Origin of the sequence: Psychrobacter sp. G (assembly GCF_000418305.1) — a bacterium.
Classification (GTDB): Bacteria; Pseudomonadota; Gammaproteobacteria; order Pseudomonadales; family Moraxellaceae; genus Psychrobacter; species Psychrobacter cryohalolentis.
In genome coordinates this window covers 426,389-446,787 of record NC_021661.1, presented here as the reverse complement: position 1 = coordinate 446,787, position 20,399 = coordinate 426,389, and the positions used below count along the sequence as shown (strand labels likewise).

Below are 20,399 nucleotides of genomic sequence, written 5' to 3'. Positions count from 1 at the left end.
AATGGCAAGTCAGTATGATTGCTCATAGGGTAATCCTGTGGGGTTTGTCATCAGTTAAACTGCTTTATGCGCATGTGACATAAATAGCAGCACTGTTATCAAGTTATGAATATTTGATGTTGCAATACCAATTCGTTAAAGAATGAGTATTTTTGAAATATAGAAATGATAGTGTTGAAGGCATTACTATCAAGTCATCAATATAAAATCAGGGTAATATTACAAAAGCCATTAGCTGCGTTTTTTGGGCACACTAGGCAGCTTATGAAGTTGGTTAATCATCAATTCAGCCGCTTTTTGCTCAGCAATACGGCGGCTTTCACCAGATTCGGTAATATCAGGACAGTTAAGAATGTTTACCTGACAGCGTACCACAAATATTTGATGCGGGGCATTACCGCGTGTTTCCATCAACTCATAATGTGGTAAGTCAAATTGCTTCGACTGCAGCCATTCTTGTAAACGGCTCTTGGCATCTTTTAGGGCTTTTTGATCATTGACATTATCAATCAAATCACCATACCAAGACAATACACATTCTCGTGTGATATTCATATCTTGACTGTCTAGATAAATAGCACCAATCAAGGATTCGACGGCGTCCGCCAATATAGAAGCACGATTGCGTCCGCCACCTTTACGCTCACCCACACCCAATATTAGCTGATTAGACAGCTCTAGATTTTGAGCGATAATAACCAAGGATTCTTGCCTCACGAGCGTCGCTCGCATACGGGTCAGACGACCTTCGTTTTGGGTTGGATAACGATGATATAGCGCTTCACCGACTATCATACCTAGTAATGCATCACCCAAAAACTCTAAGCGTTCATAGTTCTTTTTACTATCAAACGAGCGATGCGTGAGTGCCAGCTTAGGTAGACTTAAATCATTAAACACATAACCCAACTTGCGCGTTAATACTGCTAAGCGTTGAATAAATTCTGAGCTAATAACAAGCGTGTCATCAGACAGGCTATTTTTTGGTGGATTAGGAACCGCCTGAGGATACTGCGAAGTTGGTTTCATGCGTGGCTTATGATTATCCCTTTTGTTGTACTATTTAAGGTCATTAAATAGTAACGTTTAAAAATATTAAATACAAAAAACCAGCTCATAAAGAACTGTTTTCTAGAGTACTGGCTTGTTATATCGTTGCTGCTCGTATTTTAGAAAATCGAATTACTCTGCTATTGTAGGATCGATATCGCCTTCAAAGCGATTCACAATATCAATATTTCCAAAGAGCGTATTGGTTTTTTCATATTTTTTATAGATAGCCAACTGACCTGTTTTTTTATCTTGAAAGGTAAACACATCCTCTGCTTTGGTATCGTAATCAGCATTGATAGACAACTGCTTATCAACACGCTCGACGAATTGCTTGGCGGTCTCTTTCTTGTTATTAGACTCTTGAAGCTGCGCACTCAAGGTTTTAGTCAGTTGATAATCGCCAATTTGTGCTGGCACAATGGCAACAATCAATTTAACAGCAACACCCAAAGCGATGATAATAAAAACGATACTCGTGACACTAGCACCGCGCTGTGTAGATAAGCCAGATAACTGTTGCACCATAATACCTCTCAACGAAAAATAGCTATATTTGTAATGTATCTAGCTTAGAAAACACTATTTCTTAGTACATGTTTATAAGCTAAATATCATTGCATTGAATAGCCATAATGTTAGCACAAAACGTTTGTCGGTAAATATATCTAAAGAACATTGATGTCATTAATCGATAGAACCATTACGTTTAAAAGTAGGTAGCTGTAGACCTGGCGGCTTATGCATCCAAATATATACTGCTTTTCCTGCTAAATTATCATCAGGAACAAAGCCCCAAAAGCGTCCATCTGCACTGCGATCACGATTATCGCCCATGACAAAATACTGACCTTCAGGCACATTAATACGCCATTCATTGCCTTCTGAGCTCACCACTTCTGGCGACTGTTGCTGTAAAAATGGCGCATATTGCGAGCTGTTCATACCATTCAAATAACGAACAACATACTCATGCTTACCTTGAGTTTCTTTAAAATATTTTGCGTCGCCTTCTTCTTGCTGACCCATCACAGCAGCATTCTCTTCCGTCAGCATTTGACCCGGAGCAACTTCCCCTGACGAATATAACTGTGACGTCAGCTCTGCATTGGCGTCAAAATCAATGGCTTGAGTAGCAACAGGCACATCATTAATCGCAATTGTGCCTTGATTATAACTAACCGTATCACCCGGCAGACCAATGACGCGCTTAATATAATAAATACTTGGGTTCTCTGGATAACGAAAAACGGCAACATCGCCATGTTCAGGCGTGCCAGTATCGATTACTTTATTATAAGTCAGGGGCAAACGAACACCATAAGCATACTTATTGACGGCAATAAAGTCACCCGTATATAGCGTTGGCACCATCGAGGACGACGGAATATTAAACGGCTCAATTAAGAATGAGCGCACAATAAGCACCACCGCTAATACAGGGAAAAAATCATATGCCCAGCGTACCAGCAAGCTCTCTTTACCGCGACCCCGTGTTTTACGCTGTTTAAGTGTCAGCTTATCTAATAGCCAAATAATACCCAAACCTATGGTTAATGGCACTAAAATCAAATTGAAATCAAAATCCATACTTAATTGCCTATTAGCGAGCTACTTATCCAATGATGACATCTGTAAAAACAGCAATGATGATTCATTTATTAATAATCTAATCTACCTGCAATACGGCTAAGAAGGCTTCTTGTGGAATCTCGACGTTACCCACTTGCTTCATGCGTTTTTTACCGGCTTTTTGCTTAGACAGTAGCTTTTTCTTACGCGAGACGTCACCGCCATAACACTTAGCCAAGACATCTTTACGCATGGCTTTCACAGTACTACGCCCGATAATTTGGCTGCCAATTGCCGCTTGAATAGCGACATCAAACATTTGACGCGGAATCAGCTCTTTCATTTTGGTCACCAGTGCGTTACCACGGTAGCGCGACTGAGTTTCATGGACAATCATAGCAAGCGCATCGACTTTGTCGCCGTTAATCAGAACGTCAACTTTAACCAATTTATCGACCTGATAACGCTCAAAATTATAATCAAGTGAGGCAAAACCACGTGACACTGATTTTAGACGGTCAAAGAAGTCCATGACCACTTCACCCATCGGAATATCAAAAATGAGCTGCACTTGACGACCCATAAAGCGCATATCGACTTGAACTCCGCGACGCTCAATACAAAGCGTCATCACGTTACCGAGATAATCCTGTGGTACTAAAATCTGACAACGAGCAATCGGCTCACGGAACTCTTCGATATTATTCGGTTCAGGCAGTCTTGATGGGTTATCAACATAGATAATGCTGCCATCTTTTTTCACAATCTCGTAAATAACTGAAGGCGCAGTAGTAATCAGATCCAAGTCATACTCGCGCTCTAGGCGCTCTTGGATAATCTCCATATGCAGCATACCGAGGAAACCACAACGGAAACCAAAACCTAGCGCGTCTGAGGTATCCGGCTCAAAGAACAATGACGCATCGTTAATTTGCAGTTTTTGTAGTGCTTCACGGAACTTTTCAAAGTCGGTAGATTCTACAGGGAACATACCAGCATACACTTGCGGCGTAATCTGTTTAAATCCAGGAATACGATCGACATCAGGCGTACTGGCATGCGTAATCGTATCACCAACTGGCGCGCCTGCAATGTCTTTAATACCCGCAATAATAAAGCCCACTTCACCCGCTTCTAAGATACCCGTATCTAACGGCTTCGGGGTAAAGACACCAATTGATCCGACTAAATGCGCATCTTTGGTAGATTTGATATAAAGTTTATCACCTTTTTTTATCGTACCTTGGCGGACACGGACTAATGATACAACGCCTAAATAATTATCAAACCATGAGTCAATGATCAACGCTTGCAGCGGTGCGTCACGATCACCTGTTGGTGCAGGAATAAATTCAACCAACGCCTCAAGCAGTTTATCAACGCCGAGACCAGATTTTGCCGACACGCGTGGCGCATCAACGGCATCAATACCAATGATGTCTTCAATCTCTTGAATCACCCGCTCAGGCTCAACTTGTGGCAAGTCAATTTTATTTAAAACTGCCATGACCTCTAAGCCTTGATCGACCGCGGTATAACAGTTAGCAACCGACTGTGCTTCAACACCTTGCGCGGCATCAACAACCAATAGCGCGCCTTCACAAGCCGCTAAGGAACGAGAGACTTCATAAGAAAAATCGACGTGACCCGGGGTATCAATAAAGTTTAGCTGATAGCGCTCACCATTTGGATGATCATAATACAGCGTCACCGACTGCGCTTTGATCGTGATACCACGCTCACGCTCAATATCCATCGAATCGAGGACTTGCGCCTGCATCTCGCGATCTTGCAGCGCGCCACACATTTGAATAAAACGATCGGCAAGGGTCGACTTACCATGATCAATGTGGGCAATAATAGAAAAGTTACGAATATTGGCTAATGCAGTCACAAAGCGCCTACTAAATAATGGAGGATTGAATAACGAATATAAATGCTGTCAGATGGCAACAATAGAATACTTATTCATAGCTGATATTGGTCAATACACCAATATCACTACATTAAGCAAACCGTATTGTAGCAAGTGAAGTGCCTACAGCGCTGATTATTAGTTATAACTACACGCAGGCACGTGAGGGTATTCTAGCAGTTTTCCACTATAAAGTAAGTGGATTTTGTCAGCAAGCCTTGGTTTTATAAATGAAGGTAAACAAGCAAGCTTTAAATCAAGAATATTTACTTCGTTAGATCTGATATAGATTCTGTGAGTAGCTATTTATTTTCAGCCATAAAATAGGCAAAAAAAAACCAATCAAATAATGATTGGCATTTTTAATGTTGCAGGTATTGCTAAAAATGGTGGCGATGAAGAGACTTGAACTCTTGACCTCACGATTATGAGTCATGCGCTCTAACCAGCTGAGCTACATCGCCATTTTAGGCTCGGTATTATGCCGATATGAGTGACTTACGTCAACCCTTAAAAGGCATTTTTTGCGAAAAAATTGAATTAAATTCAAAATAAGCGCAATTTTGAAACACCAAACCGGTACTGCTGTGCTTCTTTAAAAATTAGCTAATAAAGAAACATGTTTAAAACATTGCTAAAAAGGTTGGTAAACCGATAAGCCGGGTTCTGTCGTGGACAATCATTCCTCTAGGCGTATCATCGCTAATACGCTCAAGCAACCTACCCGCATCGAACGCGGGCCGCGCCATGCCGATGCCTATTTGGTCTTGCTACGCGTGGAGTTTACCATGCCGTGAACTGTTGCCAGCCACGCGGTGCGCTCTTACCGCACCCTTTCACCCTTACCGATAGTGTCAGACACTAAAGGCGGTCTACTCTCTGCTGCACTGGTCGTCAAGTTACCCTGCCCAGCCGTTAGCTGGCACGCTGCCCTATGTAGCCCGGACTTTCCTCCCCTGCATGTCTGTTACCAGTGTGCAGCGGCGATTGCCTAGCCTACCAAGCGCGCTAGTATAGCAAACTTGTGACGATTTAGGGCAGCAAATTTTGACTTATTTTTAGCGGTGATTTATACAAAGTTTTGAGGGAGTATAAAATCTGTATGACTAAACCCATTATCTTCTTGTACAGGTAAGGCCACCCAATGCGCCGTTGGATGATGCTCAGCTAAATAGTTTTGCAAAAATTTTATCGTACTAGTTGCTATCTGTTCATCCGTCTGAGCAGCATTGTCGTGAATATGATTATAAATTACGCTATGAACGTCTAGACCACGCGATTTGATCGTCTCTAAGCTAAGCAAGGTATGGTTGATACTACCAAGCCGACCTGATGTGACCAAAATGACCGGATAGCCTTGTTTAGCAATATAATCTAAGGTTAATAATTGTTCAGTGATGGGTACTAATAAGCCCCCTGCACCTTCTAAAAGCACCACCTCATAATTTGATTGCAGAATTTTTGTAGCGCTTGTAATCACATCAGTATTAAGAATTTCACTGGCAAGTTCGGCGGATAAATGCGGTGACGCAGGTTTCTCATAACGATATGGGCAAGTGGTACTATCAATATCACACGGCTGTAGCGGAATGCCCATCAGCTGACGATGAGTAATAATATCGTCAGCAATTCCCATTTTTCCGCTAATTAAATCTCTTGCGACGCCCGTTTGCACCAGTTTTTGGGTAATGACATTAACGCCTTGCTCCATTAAGGCTTTAGCAATCATACCGGTTGCATAAGTTTTGCCAATATCGGTATCAATTCCTGAAACAAAGAGCACGCTCATCATTAATCCTTTCGCGTTAAATAACTACTGACCACTTTTAATAACGCTTGGCAAAGAGTGGTAAGTTCATCATCGGTAATCACATAGGGCGGCATAATATAAACCAATTTCCCAAAGGGTCTGACCCAGATGCCGTGTTCAATAAGTAAGGATTGAAAGACTGGCATATTAACCGCATCATTTAGCTCAATGACGGCAACTGCGCCTAAACAACGCACTTCCTTAACACCTTCTAAACTCGCAGCTGGTGCAAGTTGTTGCTCCATTATTGTTTGGATATTTGCCGTGCGTGCTTCGATATCATAAGACAGGATTAAATCAATTGAGGCACAAGCAACGGCACATGCCAGCGGGTTGCCCATAAAGGTCGGACCATGCATCAGTGACGGGTAATCACTTTGGCTAATGGTGTCGGCTATTTCTCGTGTAGACAGGGTCGCGGCAAAAGTCATATAACCGCCGGTCAGTGCCTTACCAATTGTCATAATATCAGGGCTAATAGCAGCATGCTCGCAGGCAAATAATTTGCCACTACGCCCGAAACCGGTGGCAATTTCATCGGCAATTAATACTACGTTATGTTCATCACACAATTGGCGTAAGAGCTGCAAATACTGAGGACTATAAAAGCGCATGCCGCCTGCGCCTTGAACAATCGGCTCGATGATAAATCCAGCAAGCTTATCGCTATTTTTGACAAAAAACTCAGTTAATTCATCACTCTCATTTTGAGTTAAATCACGCTCAAATCCCATTGGTGGCGCTGCGACAAAATGCTGCATCGGTAATTGCTTACCATAGAGACTGTGCATACCATTAATAGGGTCGCAGACACTCATCGCATGCCATGTATCGCCGTAATAACCTGAATGGGTCGAGGCAAATTGGCATTTTTGCGGACGTTTGGCAGCAATTTGATATTGCAATGCCATCTTAAACGCAACTTCTACCGCGATACTGCCGCTATCGGCATAAAATATCGCATCCAGTCCGGCAGGCACAATCGACAGCAGTTTTTTGCCCAAGTCTATCGCTGGCTGATGGGTTAAACCACCAAACATGACGTGCGCCATTTTTCCCAATTGTTCAATCATCGCCGCATTCAATTTGGGATGATTATAACCGTGCACGCTTGCCCACCATGACGACATACCATCAATCAGGCGCGTACCATCTTCAGTAACGATATAAATACTTTCGGCACGGTCAATCACGATATTGGGATAAGTCGGTGGTAGGCTGGCATACGGGTGCCAAAGATGCTGCTGGTCAAAATCGTTGGTTGATACAGTTGTCATATTTTATTGACCAGTAATGCGTTTGTATTTAGACATCAAATCACTTTCGGTTTCGATATGATTGGGATCATGAGGAATACAATCGACAGGGCAAATAACCACGCATTGCGGCTCATCGAAATGACCGACGCATTCGGTACACAAGTCAGGATCGATGACATAGATATCATCGCCCTCTGAGATGGCTTCGTTTGGGCAGGCAGGCTCACACACATCGCAGTTGATGCATTCATCCGTAATTAACAACGCCATAGACTGCTCCTTTTTTTCTATCAGGCATTTCTATTTATTAAGAAATACGCAATCTAACACAGATACGCGACCTATTTATTACCGAGCTTTTGAATAAAAGCTTCAGAGACACAAGGCGGTACAAATTTTGTCACGTCACCGCCGAGCTTAGCAATTTCGCGAATCATGGTCGACGAGATGAATGAGTAATTCTGTGAAGGCGTCAAAAATACCGCTTCAAAATTTTCATCAAGCTCGCGGTTCATATTGGCGAGTTGAAACTCATATTCAAAATCTGACATCGCACGCAAACCACGCAAGACAGCAGTGGCATTCTTTTCGCGCATAAAATCGACTAGCAAGCCCTCAAAGCCTATGACGGATACCTGCGGCAAATCAACAAATACGGTCTCGACCAAAGCCACACGCTCTTCAAAGTTAAATAACGGCTTTTTATGGTGACCAGATGCCACTGCAATCACCACCTCGTCAAATAATTTGGTCGCGCGCGTCACTAAGTCCACATGACCATTGGTAATGGGGTCAAAGGTGCCAGGGTATAAAATCTTGGTATGCAATTTTGAAGAAGTAGCAGAAGAGCTCATAGCAGGACCAATGTGGTTGGTAATAAAATAATAAGCTATATGCTAGCAAATTTTATCCAAACTTAATACTTATCTGCTACATTTGTCCTAACAGCGCGGCTACATTTGCAGCGGAAGCTTTGTTACAATAGCCAGTTCGACTCATCTGTTTAGCATTTATAAAAAATAACCCGCACTTCAGGGTTAGGATGAGGAATTAGTAAGACTAGAAATATAGGGACAAGATATATTTAAGCAGTCCTTATGGAGACATTATGTCAAAAAAATCAAAAAAACCGGAAAATCAAATTTGTGCCAATAAAAAGGCTCGTCATGAGTACTTTATTGAAGAGACATTTGAGGCAGGTCTGTCGTTACAAGGTTGGGAAGTTAAAGCCATTCGCGCGGGCAAAATGACCATTACGGAAGCTTATATTATTTTTCGTAATAATGAGGCATTCCTATTTGGCGCGCATATTCAGCCGCTGCTATCTAGCTCGACGCATGTCAGCCCTGATAGTATCCGTACCCGTAAGCTGCTGCTTAATCGCCGCGAAATCGAAAAGCTAATGGGTGCAGTCAACCAAAAAGGCTATGCCTGCGTGCCATTATCCTGCTATTGGAAAAACTCGCTGGTAAAATGTCAAATTGGCTTGGCACTGGGTAAAAAACAGCACGACAAACGTAAAACGCTTAAAGACCGTGACTGGGAACGTGATAAGCAGCGTGGTTTTAAGAAGGATTTAGATTAAAGCCCTCTTTCAAAAGATTGGTGTTAATCTTAAAAAAACGGACGATTCAGCATAATGTTGAATCGTCCGTTTTTATTTATTCGATTACTCTTATTTATTAATTTTCAAATAACTGGTGCAATTTCTGTCGTTTGCGATTGTTGATGGGCGCGGCGTAATTGACGTATACCGTGCATAATCAGACAGACAATACCGAGCCAAATCAAACCATAACTGTAGATCATCGCCGATGCAAAAGGATTGCCCAAAACGGTTATTGCTAAGATAAATAGTAATGCTGGCTCCAAATAACTCATCATGCCATAAACGTTCATTGGTAGCATTTGACTGGCATCGACGTTGGTTTTCATGGCCAGCACGCTCATAACACCGAGTCCTACCAGCATCGCAATAAAGAACCCAGAGCCGCTGACTAAGCTTAAACTACTTGGGGCAATAAAAAATAAGTACGTCAAAGCAAATGGTGCGAATATGGTTAAATCAACCAATAACCCAGTAACTGCGCCAATACCTTGCAAACGGCGCAAAATATAATAAACAGGATAAGTACCGCAGACCCATAGTGTTGCCCACGAGACGCTTTGCGTACGTACAATCTCACTGCCGACTCCAACTGCGGCAAAAGCAACCGCCAACCATTGCAAACGGCTTAACTTTTCACCGAACAATACGCATCCAAACACCACCATCATCAATGGAAATAGGAAATATCCCATCGCGGTTTGTACGCCCTGCCCATTGACGGGTGCCCACATAAATAGCCAAAACTGACTTAAGAATATCGGTGTAGGCAATAGCAACCACGCCCATTGTTTAACAGAGCCTAATGCTTTGAGTTTATCCATATGCAAACCTAATCGCCCGCTAATAAGCAAATAGACTATCAGTGCGGCCCACATCGCTAGCATCCGCCAGATAAAAACTTGTGTCCCTGATAATGGTGCTAAAAAACTGCTATAAGCATACAGTACGCCAAACAATACGTTGGATAAGACTGCTAGCGCTACACCCGTCATTAAAGTGCGCTGCTGTACGCTGCCTTTGGTCCATATTGCTGGCATCGGGAAACGTGACAAAGTCGACGCTACAGTATTGGTTAGGGTTGAAGTAGACATAAAGCACCTTTATTTGCATGAGCAGTGAGAACACTATTTGATAGAGATTATTATCGTTTTCTAATATATAAAGCTTAGTTTATAGCCAGTGATTGCGAAAAAATCTCTATATTCACCCTAATATAAATATATTTATCTTATATTCGCCCATATTAATAATAATTTATTACTTTATAATTTATAGTGATAATACTTCTATAGTAAGTAAATTGTAATCATCCTCTGTTAATGTCTTCACCTTAAAGCGAAACCCTATGAATCAGCCACTAGATAAGACCGATAAGTCCATTTTGAATTTGATGCAAGATGATGCGACATTGCCTTTAAAAACTCTTGCAGAACACGTCAATGTGTCTATCGCTACGGCTCAACGTCGTGTGCAAGCGCTGATAGACAATGGGGTGATTACTAAACAAGTCGCTATAGTAGACCCTCATAAGGTCGGTTATAGCTTGACGGCGGTGGTGATGGTAGAGATGGAGCGCTCCAATAACTCTATGCAGCATCGATTTGAGCGTTTGATGAATGCCCAGTCGCAAGTGATGAGCTGTTATGAAGTATCTGGCGATGCTGACTTTATGCTTATGGTGAGTGCTAAAAATATGAAGGATTATCATCAGTTCACTCGCAATTTGCTCACTTACGAAAATAATGTACGTAATTTTAAGAGTCAGTTTGTGATGAATTTTACCAAGAGTGGTACGAAGATTTATTTAGATTGATATCTGCTTTTTGCCTAATAGCTATCCATAGATTACTCTGCGCTATCAATAACTTATCGCTAATACGTTTATTACATCATGAACGTTATTCATGTTAAAATGAGCGCCTTTAAATTAGCCATCAACTACCGTTCTCTATAATGGCTATTATATATATGCATTTTTTCTGATTAAGGTTATCCCATGTCTGCCGATACCATCGCCCGCACCGCCTTTAAACAAGGCACCAAACCCCTTTACGACTACGACAAACATTGGGCAAGCTGCTACGAGCCTGCGCCTTATTTGCCAATGAGCCGCAAAGAGATGGATGAGCTTGGCTGGGATGCCTGTGACGTCATCATTATCTCGGGCGATGCTTATGTCGATCACCCAAGCTTTGGTATGGCGATTATTGGGCGCTTACTAGAATCACAAGGTTTCCGCGTCGGTATCATTGCTCAGCCAGATTGGAAAAGTAAAGATGCCTTTATGGAACTTGGCAAACCTGTCTACGCTTATGGCGTGACGGCGGGCAACATGGACAGCATGATTAACCGTTATACGGCTGATCGTAAGATCCGTAGTGATGACGCTTATTCGCCGGGTAACGTCGCGGACAAACGTCCTGACCGCGCGGCTATCGTCTATAGTCAGCGTTGCCGTGAAGCCTATCCTGATGTGCCGATTATCTTAGGCGGTATCGAAGGCAGCCTACGCCGTATTGCGCATTATGATTATTGGTCAGACAAAGTCCGCCGTAGTATTTTGCTTGATGCCCGTGCTGATGTCTTATTATATGGCAATGCTGAGCGCGCCATCGTCGATGTGGTACATGGTCTATCAAAAGGCTATAGCTTTGAGCAAATGAGCAATTTGCGCGGTACAGCGTACTTGCTCACGCCGACGCGCCGTCATTGGCAAGCAGGCATGACCGAAGTTGCTAGTAATGATGTCGATACCGTTGGTCGTGTTGATCCGATTATCAACCCGTATGTGATGACCGAAGATCTTGACCAATGCTCAATCGAACAAGATAAGCCTAGCGCCTCTCCTGTTGGACAGTCATTATCAGGAATGTCAGGGCAATATCCAGGATTTGTATCTGAGCCAGTGACCAATAAAATCTTGAATACTGACCAAGTCGATGAAGAGACGCAAGTCGTACAAATGCGTGGCTTTACTAAACCGATGACAGCACGTAAGCATAAAATTAAAATGCCACCGCGTGAGAAAACCGTCATTCGTCTGCCTGATTATGAGCATGTCAAATCTGACCCTGTGCTTTATGCTCATGCTAGCCGTATCTTGCATCTTGAGACTAATCCGGGTAATGCACGCGCATTGGTACAGCGTCATAGCAGTGGCGCCGGTAACTCACATACCTCTATCGATGTGTGGCTCAATCCGCCACCGATTCCTTTATCGACGGAAGAGATGGATTACGTGTTTGACTTGCCATACGCTCGCCTGCCGCATCCAAGTTATGGCGATGCGCGTATCCCTGCTTATGACATGATTAAGTTTTCGGTCAATATCATGCGCGGCTGTTTTGGTGGTTGTACTTTTTGCTCTATTACTGAGCACGAAGGACGCATTATCCAAAATCGCTCAGAAGAATCTATCCTACGTGAAGTCGAAGCGATTCGTGATACTGCACCGAACTTTACCGGTGTTATCTCTGATCTTGGTGGTCCAACGGCCAATATGTATCGTCTAAACTGTAAAGATGAAACTATTGAGAAAAATTGCCGTAAACCGTCTTGCGTTTATCCTGATATTTGTGAAAATCTGATTACCGATCACAGCAATTTGACACAGTTGTATCGTAAAGCTCGCGATATTAAAGGCGTGAAGAAAATCCTTATTGCCTCTGGTCTACGCTATGATTTGGCGATTAAAGATCCTGAATATGTCAAAGAATTGGTCAGCCATCATGTCGGTGGTTATCTCAAGATTGCCCCTGAACATTCAGAAGAAAACGTTTTATCAAAAATGATGAAACCGGGCATGGGTAATTATGACAAATTTAAAGCCATGTTTGAGCAGTACAGCCAAGAAGCGGGCAAAGAGCAGTATTTGATTCCTTACTTTATCGCCGCCCATCCGGGTACCAAAGATGAAGATATGATGAATCTTGCGCTATGGTTAAAAGGCAATGGCTACCGCGCTGACCAAGTACAAGCGTTTTACCCAAGCCCAATGGCGACCGCGACCACCATGTATCACACGCATAAAGACCCACTGCATAAAATCAGCCGTGACGAAGGTGATATGGATATCGTCAAATCAGGTAAGCAGCGCAAATTGCACAAAGCTTTCTTACGCTATCATGATCCAAAAAACTGGGTAATGCTGCGTAAAGCCCTGCAAGATATGGGGCGCGGTGATTTGATTGGTAAAAATCGCGGCTGCTTAATCCCGCCATTTAATGCCAGCTTAGAAGGTCGTGATGCGGCGCAAGACAGCTATCAATCAGCGCGTAAGAAAAACAGCCGTCTGGGTAATGACTCGGTGAAACGTAGCAATAAAACAGCTGACAGCTGGTCAAATAAAGGTACTGCGGGCAAAAATACTGGCGGCAAGAAGCCAGTGAGTAAAGGCAACTTCCAAACTCAGCATACGGGTCTACCACCGCGTAAAACCAAGTAATCAAATCATTATTAATCTGCTGTCATACAGTGGATCAACAGTATCTATTGGCTAACACCTAATTAGATAAGCGCCTATCAGCCACACGTTGATAGGCGCTTTTTTATTTGATCTTGTTGATTATGCTGCTTCCTGAAAATAATGAAATCAGAAACTGATAAAATATCCTTAAATCAATCGTTACAGTAATCAGTGTTTAAGTAACCAAGTGAACACGTAACAAACAATTTCTAACATTCTATAAAGTAAGTTTTGGATACTATATGCGCTATATGCTTAACGCATAGTTAATAACAAATACACGATGACTTTTATACTTTTGGAGAATGCCATGAATACCCTAACCAAACTTGCTACTGCTCTACCTGCACTTGCCCTATTAAGCGCTTGTGCGACTACCGCTCCTACTACGCCAAATACACCTGCTTCAGAAAGCGTGACTGACGCCGCTTATGACCGTATGGCACCAGCACCTTATACCTGTACTGATGGCAGCAAAATCTTGGCAAAGCAGTCAATCAATAAGAAGCAAGTAATGCTAAACGCCACTTTGCCTAAAGTAAACTGGGCAAACCAGCCAATTATCTTAAATGGCGCTGTTCAAGGCGATACAGCAAGCTATGTGAATGAATCAAACCCAGAAGTGGTCTATGCATGGCACATGAAAGACGACAAAGGTATCTTCGCTATGAAATGGGCAAATGGTAAAGAATACCAAGTAAACTGCCAAGTAGGTAGATAGTTATTTCGGTTTAATCATTCATTTATAATAATAAATGTATAATTATTAGACTGAGCATTACTATAAACAGTCATTGAAAGATGGCTGTTTTTTTGTGCCTCCTCTGTTAAACGGTTTATAAAAAACTCGTGTTCTTATCTACCTTACTAGAATAAGAAATTGCTAGAGTGAAAAGCATCCTTTTTTGCATTTCGCTAGAGAAGCACACAGAAAGCTGTCAAAATAGCTCCTCTATCAAAACATCTCATGATTTATCATAAATAGGATACCTCGATGCCAAAGCGTCTTATAACTATGCTCATCATTACGACTGCCAGTATGTGGGCGCTGACAGGCTGCGATAATAGTAATGATACTACTGTTAAAAAAGCTGATACGGCGGTATCGACAACGGGCTCAGCGGTAGCAAATACGATAGATTGGTCAGTTATGGATAGCGGCGAAAAGCCCGCCGATCTCGCTAACTATCAATATCCGTTTGCGCTTGATAGCCAAAATGTCCGCGATTATGCAGAGTATTTCAAGGTAGATAATGCAACGGCTCAGCATAATCTAACGATAAGCATGGCAAGTAATGAGGCACTATCTAAAGCGTTGGATCAGCTGAGTGAAAGCTATGTTTCGCATGAGCTGACTGATGATAAAGATATGAAGCTGATCATTCATACTACGCCGGATGTCGCTGCCAGCAGCTATGATTATGTGTTGGCTGGGGAATTTGCAAAAGGGTTGGTATTGCCTATCGTGATACAGCCAGATGGTAAAGAAGGTGATGTAAAAGGGCATGGAGAGGTGGCCGAGTAGAAAAGTTAGTAGCGTGTGTTTTGATATATATGACACACGCTACTAAAAAATATTAGGTCTGACGATAAGGGTTACTTGAAAGCTCAATTTTGACATTCGTATCGCAAAGTAGTTTTGCTAAGTAGGGCTGAAATTGACCAGCAGCAGGAGCGATATATATTTTATCAAGATTTGATTTTACGTCTGTTTCATATTCAACGTATAAGAACTTGCCAAAATCCATTTTTACTTTTTCATCGTCAAGTGAAGTCATATAAACCATACGACACTCTTGCTCTTCTTGAAATGCTGAATGTTTGATAAGGTATTTCAGAGGTAAAAGAATTTCATTTAATAAAATCTTTATTTTATCTGATAAACTCGGATTTTTTTCCTCAATCTTATTTAATTCTTCTGCAATAGCTTTATAAGCAATTTTAAGGTCTATAAAAGCTCTTCTGAAATCTTCCGTCTTTTTATCAATAAAGCTCTGATATTTCTTCCACTCGTGTTCAGCTTTACTTATCTGTTCACTTCCTAATTGTACAATTTCATCATTAAACTCTCGGAAAAACGTTAGTCGATTACGCTGAGCTAAATGAATGTAGTCAGAAGTAGGATCAAGATAAACACATCTCATTACTGGCTGCTTTTTTATTTTTTTTATAGCTTCTATATTATTTTCACCAGATTCATAATGAACAGAAGTTGTGCTATTTCCCTTTGAATTGTCTTCAAATGCTACGTAAGACAATCCTACAGTAGAATTATATTTTTGAAAAAAGCTTTTATTAAATACTAAGCTAATTCCAGATGCCTCTTTATTGTCTTGCTTACCGTATAGCCTGAACTGGTTGAGGCTATCATGATTAAAGGTAAAACAAGTAATAAAAGCTTGTAGCTTCTTGTCAAAGTCAGGAGCTCGAAAATAGCCTTCTTTTGAATCATTCAAATAATTAATAAGTAAATGGCCTTCACTTGGATCGTTAACGTTATTAATAGTGTTAAGTCGAAAAGAGCTGGGTAACTCATTTTTCTCATCAAGTGACAGCAGTAGATTAGTAGTATGTGTACTTGTATAGTGGGCAAGCTTTCTTTCGGAGGACTTCTCTTCAATTAACGAACTGCCAAAATCTAATTTCAAAATATCAACTATGCTTAAAACTTTATTAAATAACTGTAAATATAAATTTCCCAAGGTTTGAGTCTCAACACTCACCGATAAATCACATATTTTTCTATAGCAAGAAGACTCATAAGGAAAAAGTTCTATTGACTTCATAAAAAGCGGGCTAGCTATGTCTGCCTCTGAAAATGGATTTTTCTTGATTAGCTCTCTACCTAAAAAATAATTTGCTCTAGCAAACGTTGTGGGACAGTCTGTATATAGAATATTATCTAGAGTTATTAATGCCTGTTTAAAATCACCTTTTAAAAAGTGCATAAAAACAATCGCGTGTTGCCCTCTTGCATAAGCTTCATGAGAATACTCACGCTTAATCTTTTCCCATATTTTTATACACTTATCAAGATCTTCTATTTTTAAGCTTTTTCTAGGCAAAACACACTTGCCTATTTCAAACAAGGCATTTGCATATATCTCTGGTTCATCATTAAGGTCAATTACTTGCCAGACATCAAGTGCGTCTTTAATATAATTATTTTCATACAAGATTTTTCCTATACTAAATAGAGAACCTGCAAATATTTGACTTCCATACTTCTCGCGAGTAATACCTTGCAACCTCTCAATTTCTTTCCGAGTCGCTTTATCTAAATTTTCGTAGCTATCCATGCTCATTTCTTTCTACTCCCCAACCATCGCCAAAAACTCTTCTTCACCCACTACTTTAACGCCAAGTTTTTCAGCTTTAGCCATTTTCGAGCCAGCCTTCTCACCTGCCAATAGCGCGGTGGTTTTTGCCGAAATACTGACTGAGACTTTGGCACCCAGCGCTTGCAGTTTGGCTTTGGCTTCATCGCGTGCCATGCTATCAAGCGCGCCAGTAATCACCCATGTTTGACCATCGAGCGGCAATCCCTCTGACACCACTTGCTCAACCTTATCCCAATGCACGCCAGCTTCTCGTAATGCCGTTATGACTTCGATATTATGTGGTGCGCGGAAGAATTTATAAGCAAGTTCAGCGGTGATCGCACCGACGTCAGGCGTTTGCAGTAGCTTTTCGATATCAGCAGCCATTAGGCTATCAAGGTCGCCAAATTGTTGGGCAAGATTCTGCGCAGTCGTCTCACCAACACCGCGAATACCCAGCGCATAGATAAAGCGAGCCAATGTCGTATGCTTACTGGCTTCGATAGCACTGAGGATATTCTGTACCGATTTTTCGCCCAGTTTCTCAAGCGTAATCAGCTCGTCTTGATGATTGTGCAATTGATAAAGATCGGCGACAGTCTTGACCAAACCGTGCTCAAAAAAGCTGACCAGCCAACTTGCGCCTAAGCCATCGATATCCATTGCCCGACGCGAGACAAAGTGAATGAGCGCCTCGACCTGCTGCGCGGGACAAAATAGCCCACCGGTGCAACGCGCCAACGCTTCATCTTTGGGCAGCACCACAGGTGAGTCGCATACTGGGCAGGTCGACGGTAGCTGTACCGGTTCAGAATTTTCTGGACGTTGATCTGTCCAAACACGGGTCACTTTAGGAATCACATCGCCTGCACGGTGGACGCTCACCATATCGCCTGCGCGCACATCCAAGCGCTGAATCTCGCCAAAGTTATGCAAGGTGACATTGCTGACCGTGACGCCGCCGACTTTCACGGGTTCTAATTTACCAACGGGCGTAATGGCACCAGTGCGTCCGACTTGCCACTCGATAGCGTGCAAGCGTGTCATGACAGTTTCGGCAGGGAATTTATAAGCGGTTGCCCAGCGCGGCTCACGCGATAGAAAACCAAGCTGTTGCTGTAATGCCAAGCTATTGACCTTGATGACCATACCATCAATCTCGAACGGCAGCTCGCCACGTGTCTCCTTTACCGATTCATAATAGGCTTGAGACTCGCGTGGATTTTGCACTACTTCGACCGCACTGACGGTAAAGCCAATGGTTTTTAGCCATGCAAGCGCTGCTGATTGGGTTTTGATATGCTCAGGTAACCCTTGATTGACAGAATAGCAATAAAACGCGAGCGGACGGCTAGCGGCAATGGCAGGGTCAAGCTGACGCAAACTCCCAGCGGCAGCATTGCGTGGATTGGCAAAAGTTTTGTCTCCCTTTTCTTCAGCAAGGCGGTTCAAACGCTCAAAGCCCGCTTTCGGCATCAGCACTTCACCGCGTACTTCCAATAAGGGGATATCGCTTGCAGCCGCGAGCCAAAGTGGCAAATTGCGAATGGTTTTGGCATTTTGAGTGATGTCCTCGCCCGTTTGCCCATCACCGCGTGTCACCGCTTGGACAAACTTGCCATAAGCATATTTGAGCGATACTGCCAAACCATCCAGCTTTAGCTCCATCTCGTATTCAGGGCTTTGCTGAGCCACGCTTAAGCGGTCATTAACGCGGCGCATAAAATCACGCAAATCATCGTATTCAAAGACGTTGCCAAGCGACAGCATCGGAATATCATGGGTGACTTGCGTAAATGCCGATAGCGGCATATCGCCAACTTGATTGATTGGGCTATCCGGCTGTATTAAATCGGGATATTGTTCTTCAAGCGCCAATAAAGAGCGACGCAACTGATCGTATTCGCTGTCTTCTAAGATGGGATTGTCGAGCACATAATAGGCATAATTGTGCTTTTTAAGGGCATCAATGAACGTGCGCATTTGAGCCACGATAGCATCTTCGTTTGCTGCAGATTTTGCAGTATTGATGTCTTTAGAGGTAAGCGGTGCAATAGGGTCAGTCATAGTCGGCGTCTTTTTTTTGCAATTCAAGATGTCGATATGATAACAAGTTTGCAAGATACTCGGATAAACTTTTAATGAAAATGAATGGTTTGAAAAAGTAAAAAGGCAAATAACGTCAATCGCTATTTGCCTTTTTTAGTACTGATACTATTTATCAATTGTAATCAACTTTGGTAGCGATCAACCTTCATAATCGCGCACTTGGTTGCGTAGCTGTTGCTTGTATTCAGGCGTGATTGGGTCGTTCTCTTCATCTAGCATCACAGCGTCCAAATCGCTTGCCATCATATAAGCGATGCTCATCATACTGTCGAAACTGCGCAGCGCTTGAGGATGCGGCAAAGACAAAAATACCACCACACCGTTATAGTTATTGGTCGCCACGCTATGCGGATCAAAAGGCGCGATACCACTATCGGTGATGCCCATCATGCTAAACCATAGCATACCAGTGCCGTCTTTTTGCTCATAGCGATGGAACATATTCATCGCGCCATAACGCAGACCATATTTATCGATCAATGCCAATAAATCACGACCGCGAATCAACGCTGCTGGACGGTCACGATATTGGTGCGGCAAGATGGTGATATTGATATTGTCTTTGGCATTGATAAGTGGTGCATTTTGCGTATCATCGACCGGCTCTGATAAATGCTGATCAAGTATCGGGCTATTATCATTGAAACTTGGCTCTTCTGCCGTATCAATAGATGGCATCAGGCTGTCGGTTGCCGATACCAAGCTTGAAAACGCATCAGGCTCTTGTTCGATATGCATTTGCTCAGCATCAGAGGTAAATTCGCTATTATCGTTATGCTGTTCTGCCTGCCAGCGCGCATAATCTTCATCATTTACTTGGCTATAGCTATCGTTTACATCGCTACTAACATTATCGTATCCAGACATCAACTGTGCATCATCTTGCTGACGCGTTTGGCTCAAAGGTGCATCTTCAACGACTGCATTCAGATAACTGCGGTCAGGCGTGATACTGGTTTCGCCAGCGATCGTGTCATCTAAATCTGGCTGGTCGACGATATTGCGCTCATGACGCGGTATGATAGGAATACCGTTTTTATCATAATTGACCGCGGCAGCTTCTGCATTTTTGCGACGCTTAAAGCTACGCATGACCATAATTAGCCCGGCAAGCACAATCAATGCAGCAATGGCGATCAATATAAACTGAATAGCGGTCATGAGAAATAATCCTAATCTACGACAAAAGAGAATACATAAGAGGGAATAAATGGCAATAGTCTAGCATGGCTAATTAACATCGTCACCATATAGTCATCGTTTACCGTGAGGCTGACACACTTGCGTGAC

Annotated in this window: 17 protein-coding genes, 1 tRNA gene and 1 other RNA gene; 5 read left to right on the top strand and 14 right to left on the bottom strand. The window is 42.5% G+C overall.

The window, feature by feature from the left end:
• Positions 1-231 precede the first annotated feature (231 nt).
• From rnc to coaD, 10 genes are all read right to left on the bottom strand, one after another.
• Entirely contained in the window at positions 232-1,029 is a 798-nt protein-coding gene (rnc, locus tag PSYCG_RS01865; RefSeq protein ID WP_020442714.1) for a ribonuclease III, read from the bottom strand.
• Between the two features lie 153 nt (positions 1,030-1,182).
• Entirely contained in the window at positions 1,183-1,578 is a 396-nt protein-coding gene (locus tag PSYCG_RS01860; protein ID WP_020442713.1) for a DUF4845 domain-containing protein, read from the bottom strand.
• Positions 1,579-1,737: 159 nt separating this feature from the next.
• Positions 1,738-2,640 carry a signal peptidase I gene (lepB, locus tag PSYCG_RS01855; protein ID WP_020442712.1) on the bottom strand — a complete coding sequence of 301 codons (903 nt, stop codon included), beginning with the start codon at positions 2,638-2,640 and terminating at the stop codon, positions 1,738-1,740.
• A gap of 79 nt (positions 2,641-2,719) precedes the next feature.
• A complete protein-coding gene (gene lepA / locus PSYCG_RS01850; RefSeq protein ID WP_011512733.1) occupies positions 2,720-4,516 on the bottom strand; it encodes a translation elongation factor 4 in 1,797 nt (598 codons plus the stop codon).
• A gap of 408 nt (positions 4,517-4,924) precedes the next feature.
• A tRNA-Met gene (locus PSYCG_RS01845) sits at positions 4,925-5,001 on the bottom strand.
• 175 nt (positions 5,002-5,176) lie between these two features.
• Positions 5,177-5,540, bottom strand: an RNA gene (gene rnpB / locus PSYCG_RS13155) — RNase P RNA component class A.
• Positions 5,541-5,606: 66 nt separating this feature from the next.
• Positions 5,607-6,326, bottom strand: coding sequence for a dethiobiotin synthase (bioD, locus tag PSYCG_RS01840; protein WP_020442711.1), 720 nt, complete (start codon positions 6,324-6,326; stop codon positions 5,607-5,609).
• A gap of 2 nt (positions 6,327-6,328) precedes the next feature.
• Complete coding sequence (bioA, locus tag PSYCG_RS01835) at positions 6,329-7,624, bottom strand: adenosylmethionine--8-amino-7-oxononanoate transaminase (protein ID WP_020442710.1); 1,296 nt, start codon at positions 7,622-7,624, stop codon at positions 6,329-6,331.
• Between the two features lie 3 nt (positions 7,625-7,627).
• Positions 7,628-7,876 carry a YfhL family 4Fe-4S dicluster ferredoxin gene (locus PSYCG_RS01830; RefSeq protein ID WP_011512730.1) on the bottom strand — a complete coding sequence of 83 codons (249 nt, stop codon included), beginning with the start codon at positions 7,874-7,876 and terminating at the stop codon, positions 7,628-7,630.
• Positions 7,877-7,947: 71 nt separating this feature from the next.
• Complete coding sequence (gene coaD / locus PSYCG_RS01825; RefSeq protein WP_020442709.1) at positions 7,948-8,460, bottom strand: pantetheine-phosphate adenylyltransferase; 513 nt, start codon at positions 8,458-8,460, stop codon at positions 7,948-7,950.
• A 254-nt stretch (positions 8,461-8,714) separates the two neighbouring features.
• Here coaD and smpB point away from each other — a divergent pair, with 254 nt between their 5' ends.
• Complete coding sequence (smpB, locus tag PSYCG_RS01820; protein ID WP_011512728.1) at positions 8,715-9,191, top strand: SsrA-binding protein SmpB; 477 nt, start codon at positions 8,715-8,717, stop codon at positions 9,189-9,191.
• 104 nt (positions 9,192-9,295) lie between these two features.
• Here the strand turns inward: smpB and rarD are convergent, their stop codons facing one another.
• The gene (gene rarD / locus PSYCG_RS01815; RefSeq protein WP_020442708.1) at positions 9,296-10,306 is read right to left on the bottom strand and encodes an EamA family transporter RarD; all 1,011 of its coding nucleotides are present in this window, start codon (positions 10,304-10,306) and stop codon (positions 9,296-9,298) included.
• Between the two features lie 254 nt (positions 10,307-10,560).
• Here rarD and PSYCG_RS01810 point away from each other — a divergent pair, with 254 nt between their 5' ends.
• The 4 genes from PSYCG_RS01810 to PSYCG_RS01795 all read left to right on the top strand — a co-directional run bounded on the left by PSYCG_RS01810 (position 10,561) and on the right by PSYCG_RS01795 (position 15,205).
• Positions 10,561-11,028 (top strand): Lrp/AsnC family transcriptional regulator, encoded by a 468-nt coding sequence (locus PSYCG_RS01810; protein ID WP_011512726.1) that lies wholly within the window; start codon positions 10,561-10,563, stop codon positions 11,026-11,028.
• Positions 11,029-11,211: 183 nt separating this feature from the next.
• Positions 11,212-13,659: a YgiQ family radical SAM protein gene (locus tag PSYCG_RS01805; RefSeq protein ID WP_020442707.1), complete on the top strand. Its 2,448-nt coding sequence runs from the start codon at positions 11,212-11,214 to the stop codon at positions 13,657-13,659.
• A gap of 331 nt (positions 13,660-13,990) precedes the next feature.
• Positions 13,991-14,401, top strand: a complete 411-nt coding sequence (locus tag PSYCG_RS01800) for a hypothetical protein (RefSeq protein WP_011512724.1) — start codon at positions 13,991-13,993, stop codon at positions 14,399-14,401.
• 273 nt (positions 14,402-14,674) lie between these two features.
• The gene (locus tag PSYCG_RS01795; protein WP_020442706.1) at positions 14,675-15,205 is read left to right on the top strand and encodes a hypothetical protein; all 531 of its coding nucleotides are present in this window, start codon (positions 14,675-14,677) and stop codon (positions 15,203-15,205) included.
• A 52-nt stretch (positions 15,206-15,257) separates the two neighbouring features.
• Here PSYCG_RS01795 and PSYCG_RS13095 read toward each other — a convergent pair whose 3' ends face one another.
• The 3 genes from PSYCG_RS13095 to PSYCG_RS01780 form a co-directional block, all read right to left on the bottom strand.
• Entirely contained in the window at positions 15,258-16,979 is a 1,722-nt protein-coding gene (locus PSYCG_RS13095) for a tetratricopeptide repeat protein (RefSeq protein WP_020442705.1), read from the bottom strand.
• 12 nt (positions 16,980-16,991) lie between these two features.
• Entirely contained in the window at positions 16,992-19,067 is a 2,076-nt protein-coding gene (gene ligA, locus PSYCG_RS01785) for an NAD-dependent DNA ligase LigA (RefSeq protein ID WP_020442704.1), read from the bottom strand.
• A 180-nt stretch (positions 19,068-19,247) separates the two neighbouring features.
• Positions 19,248-20,270, bottom strand: a complete 1,023-nt coding sequence (locus tag PSYCG_RS01780; RefSeq protein ID WP_020442703.1) for a cell division protein ZipA C-terminal FtsZ-binding domain-containing protein — start codon at positions 20,268-20,270, stop codon at positions 19,248-19,250.
• Positions 20,271-20,399 lie beyond the last annotated feature (129 nt).

Excerpts from the sequence above, each read along its gene's own strand:
- PSYCG_RS01795 (WP_020442706.1), top strand. The coding sequence starts at position 14,675 with ATGCCAAAGCGTCTTATAACTATGCTCATCATTACGACTGCCAGTATG.
- rnc (WP_020442714.1), bottom strand. The coding sequence starts at position 1,029 with ATGAAACCAACTTCGCAGTATCCTCAGGCGGTTCCTAATCCACCAAAA.
- ligA (WP_020442704.1), bottom strand. The coding sequence starts at position 19,067 with ATGACTGACCCTATTGCACCGCTTACCTCTAAAGACATCAATACTGCA.
- lepB (WP_020442712.1), bottom strand. The coding sequence starts at position 2,640 with ATGGATTTTGATTTCAATTTGATTTTAGTGCCATTAACCATAGGTTTG.
- PSYCG_RS01830 (WP_011512730.1), bottom strand. The coding sequence starts at position 7,876 with ATGGCGTTGTTAATTACGGATGAATGCATCAACTGCGATGTGTGTGAG.
- PSYCG_RS01800 (WP_011512724.1), top strand. The coding sequence starts at position 13,991 with ATGAATACCCTAACCAAACTTGCTACTGCTCTACCTGCACTTGCCCTA.
- PSYCG_RS01860 (WP_020442713.1), bottom strand. The coding sequence starts at position 1,578 with ATGGTGCAACAGTTATCTGGCTTATCTACACAGCGCGGTGCTAGTGTC.
- PSYCG_RS01780 (WP_020442703.1), bottom strand. The coding sequence starts at position 20,270 with ATGACCGCTATTCAGTTTATATTGATCGCCATTGCTGCATTGATTGTG.
- PSYCG_RS01805 (WP_020442707.1), top strand. The coding sequence starts at position 11,212 with ATGTCTGCCGATACCATCGCCCGCACCGCCTTTAAACAAGGCACCAAA.
- coaD (WP_020442709.1), bottom strand. The coding sequence starts at position 8,460 with ATGAGCTCTTCTGCTACTTCTTCAAAATTGCATACCAAGATTTTATAC.
- rarD (WP_020442708.1), bottom strand. The coding sequence starts at position 10,306 with ATGTCTACTTCAACCCTAACCAATACTGTAGCGTCGACTTTGTCACGT.
- bioA (WP_020442710.1), bottom strand. The coding sequence starts at position 7,624 with ATGACAACTGTATCAACCAACGATTTTGACCAGCAGCATCTTTGGCAC.
- PSYCG_RS01810 (WP_011512726.1), top strand. The coding sequence starts at position 10,561 with ATGAATCAGCCACTAGATAAGACCGATAAGTCCATTTTGAATTTGATG.
- bioD (WP_020442711.1), bottom strand. The coding sequence starts at position 6,326 with ATGAGCGTGCTCTTTGTTTCAGGAATTGATACCGATATTGGCAAAACT.
- smpB (WP_011512728.1), top strand. The coding sequence starts at position 8,715 with ATGTCAAAAAAATCAAAAAAACCGGAAAATCAAATTTGTGCCAATAAA.
- PSYCG_RS13095 (WP_020442705.1), bottom strand. The coding sequence starts at position 16,979 with ATGGATAGCTACGAAAATTTAGATAAAGCGACTCGGAAAGAAATTGAG.